Origin of the sequence: Mesorhizobium sp. M4A.F.Ca.ET.020.02.1.1, assembly GCF_004022645.1 — a bacterium.
GTDB lineage: Bacteria > Pseudomonadota > Alphaproteobacteria > Rhizobiales > Rhizobiaceae > Mesorhizobium.
Genome location: NZ_RZOI01000734.1, coordinates 1 through 2,963 on the forward strand (window position 1 = coordinate 1; position 2,963 = coordinate 2,963).

The 2,963-nt window shown below is 63.7% G+C and carries 4 protein-coding genes and 1 pseudogene; 3 read left to right on the forward strand and 2 right to left on the reverse strand.

Annotation, left to right across the window (positions count from 1 at the left end; all coding sequences use genetic code 11):
• A pseudogene (locus EN742_RS30175) lies at positions 1-279 on the forward strand (MFS transporter); the annotation flags it as partial.
• A gap of 50 nt (positions 280-329) precedes the next feature.
• Entirely contained in the window at positions 330-1,364 is a 1,035-nt protein-coding gene (locus EN742_RS30180) for an aldo/keto reductase (protein WP_126057590.1), read from the forward strand.
• 106 nt (positions 1,365-1,470) lie between these two features.
• On the opposite strand, the gene EN742_RS30185 is transcribed toward EN742_RS30180, so the two are convergent.
• Both EN742_RS30185 and EN742_RS30190 read right to left on the reverse strand, forming a co-directional pair.
• The gene (locus EN742_RS30185; RefSeq protein ID WP_126057589.1) at positions 1,471-1,884 is read right to left on the reverse strand and encodes a hypothetical protein; all 414 of its coding nucleotides are present in this window, start codon (positions 1,882-1,884) and stop codon (positions 1,471-1,473) included.
• Positions 1,885-2,055: 171 nt separating this feature from the next.
• A complete protein-coding gene (locus tag EN742_RS30190) occupies positions 2,056-2,328 on the reverse strand; it encodes an aspartate-semialdehyde dehydrogenase (RefSeq protein WP_126057588.1) in 273 nt (90 codons plus the stop codon).
• Positions 2,329-2,622: 294 nt separating this feature from the next.
• Here EN742_RS30190 and EN742_RS30195 point away from each other — a divergent pair.
• Positions 2,623-2,963, forward strand: a 341-nt coding sequence (locus tag EN742_RS30195; RefSeq protein ID WP_281035020.1) for an acetyl-coenzyme A synthetase N-terminal domain-containing protein, incomplete at its 3' end; no start/stop codon positions are given.

The following is a 2,963-nucleotide window of genomic DNA, read 5'->3' on the forward strand; positions in this document are numbered from 1 at the left end:
GCTGCCTTCGCCACCGTGGCGCCGCTGCAGATGTGGGTGCTGGAAAAGGCCGAAGGCGCCGGGCAGAGCCTCGCCTCCTCCTTCAACATCGCCGCCTTCAACCTCGGCAACGCCGCCGGCGCCTGGCTGGGCGGCGTGGTTATCGCGCATGGCCCCGGCCTTGGCGCCGTCACCTGGGTCGCGGCCCTGCTGCCGCTTTCGGCGCTCTGCGTCGCCGCGCTGGCGCTGCGCCTCGATCGCGCCCAGGCGCTCGGCGAGCCGGCGTCCGTCCGCACGTAGTCTGCCCGGCAAAAGCTCAACCACCCTCTCAATCCAAGCAGGAGCAAAAGATGGATTATCGACGTCTTGGCGCATCGGGCCTCAAGGTCCCGGCGCTCTCGTTCGGGGCCGGCACCTTCGGCGGTTCCGGCCCGCTGTTCGGCGCCTGGGGCAACAGCGACGCGCAAGAGGCGCGCCGGCTGCTCGACATCTGCCTCGAGGCCGGCGTCAACCTCTTCGACACCGCCGATGTCTATTCGAACGGCGCTTCGGAAGTGGTGCTGGGCGCGGCGATCAAGGGCCGCCGCGACGCCGTGCTGATCTCGACCAAGACATCGCTGCCAATGGGCGACGGGCCAGCCGATTACGGCTCCTCGCGCTCGCGTCTGATCAAGGCGGTGGAGGACGCGCTCAGGCGTCTCGGCACCGACTACATCGACCTCTTGCAACTGCACGCCTTCGATGCCGGCACACCGGTCGAAGAGGTACTGTCGACGCTGGACCACCTCGTGCGCGCCGGCAAGCTGCGCTATGTCGGCGTCTCCAATTTCTCCGGTTGGCAGGTGATGAAGTCGCTCGGCCTGGCGGAGAAGCACGGCTACCCGCGCTACGCCGCGCATCAGGTCTACTATTCGCTGCTCGGCCGCGACTATGAATGGGAGCTGATGCCGCTCGGCCTCGACCAGGGCGTCGGCGCGCTGGTGTGGAGCCCGCTCGGCTGGGGCCGGCTGACCGGCAAGATCCGCCGCGGCCGGCCTCTGCCGGAAAGGAGCCGGCTGCACGACACGGCAAGCTTTGGGCCGCCGGTCGATGACGAACACCTGTTCAATGTTGTCGAGGCACTAGACGCCGTTGCTGAGGAAACCGGCAAGACGGTGCCGCAGGTCGCCATCAACTGGCTCCTGCAGCGCCCGACCGTCGCCTCCGTCATCATCGGCGCCCGCAACGAAGAGCAGTTGCGCCAGAACCTTGGCGGCGTCGGTTGGACGCTGACGCCGGAGCAGATCAGGACACTGGACGCGGCAAGCGAAGTCACCGCGCCTTACCCGTACTTCCCCTATCGGCGGCAAGAGGGCTTTGCCCGGTTGAACCCGCCGGCCGTCTGACACCAGTTTACCCGCCGGGCGGCGGCATCGCCGCCGTTCAGCGGGGCAAAAATTTGCCCCCGACCTTTCGCCGAAGAGCTTGCGGCTCCTGGAAGCAAACCTCGATCTACTCAGCTATGTCGGGAACCTTCCACGGTGGCGTTCCCGCGATACGCCCGCCTTTGGCCGCCTTGAAATAGGTCACCGCGAGGTCCTCGTGGCACATGGCGGACAGGTATATTTGAATTGACCCGCCAAGCGGCGTGACCGGATAGCGCTCGCCGCATGCTCGGCCACGAGCCTCATAGCGGCGCTTCTGCGCGGCCGTCATATGGTCGAAGAAACCGGCCTCGCACTTGCTCATGACGATCTCCGTCATAGTGGCATCGCCACTCGACCCCCAGGCGCAGGCATCGTGCAGCTTGTGTGCTTGGATGCAGTCCGGCGCGGCTTCGATATCCTCCGGTTGGATCGGCGCTTCCCCCTTCGGGCACCGCGCCTCTGCCGCGGCGCCGACGCCGCCAAGCGCAAGCCAGATCAAGATCGTCCACCCGATCCGCATATCGACTCCCAGACGGTTTACCCGAACGCGGCTGCCACACTGCGACTACAAGGACCCCGCCGGCGGCACCGCGTCGACCATGACGAATCGATCTGGGTTTTCCCCAATCGCCAAGGCATGCGAGCCGTCGGTCGGAACGGCACCGAGAGACTAATGCACCAGAAACTCTCCATCCACCTTGCGCCACTCGTTCGGCGCGACCAGCGTCTGGTGCGTGTAGGTCACCGAATGCAGCGGCCCGTCGAGCTTGGCCTTCCAGAACTCGATGAAGCGGATCAGCACCGGGAACTTCGGCGCGATGTCGTAGTCCTGCCAGATGTAGCTCTGCAAGAGATGCGGATGGTCGGGAAAATGGTAGAGAATCTTGGCCGTGGTCAGGCCATATCCCCTGAGCATCAGGTCCATTTCGGTATGGTCATGCATTGCAGCCCCCTGCGTCGATCTCCTTTCCTCCCATGTGTGATTCTGCGCTCAGTTGCTTAACTGTCTATTGATTTTTTCTGATCGTGTCGGCCTTTTCCTTCGCCAAAACATGCAGTTAGCAGCGATAGGCCGTGAGTGCTGACAGCGTGCGGCAGTGCCCCTGCGTCATCCCGCCGCGCGAATCCAACGTCTAATGTTGTCGTCACCGCGGAACTGTTAATAATGCGCCCGAATTCGCGGCCGCTTCGCCGCGACACCGCCACCCGGCGGCTTGGTTTGGGGAGGAAACTGAAAATGTCCGAGGTTCATGTCCATCGGGTGCAGCCGGCGTGGAAGAAGAACGCGCTGATCGATAACGACACCTATCTCAAATGGTATGCTGACAGCGTGAAGTCACCGGACAAGTTCTGGGCCAAGCACGGCAAGCGCATCGACTGGTTCAAGCCCTTCAGCAAGGTCAAGAACACCTCCTTCGACGGCAAGGTGTCGATCAAATGGTTCGAGGACGGCGAGACCAACGTGTCGTGGAATTGCATCGACCGGCACCTGAAGAAGCGCGGCGACCAGACCGCCATCATCTGGGAAGGCGACAATCCCTATGACGATCGCAAGGTCACCTATAACGAGCTCTATGC

Bases quoted from the DNA above. Each gene is read 5' to 3' on its own strand.
- EN742_RS30180 (WP_126057590.1), top strand. From the start codon at position 330: ATGGATTATCGACGTCTTGGCGCATCGGGCCTCAAGGTCCCGGCGCTC.
- EN742_RS30190 (WP_126057588.1), bottom strand. From the start codon at position 2,328: ATGCATGACCATACCGAAATGGACCTGATGCTCAGGGGATATGGCCTG.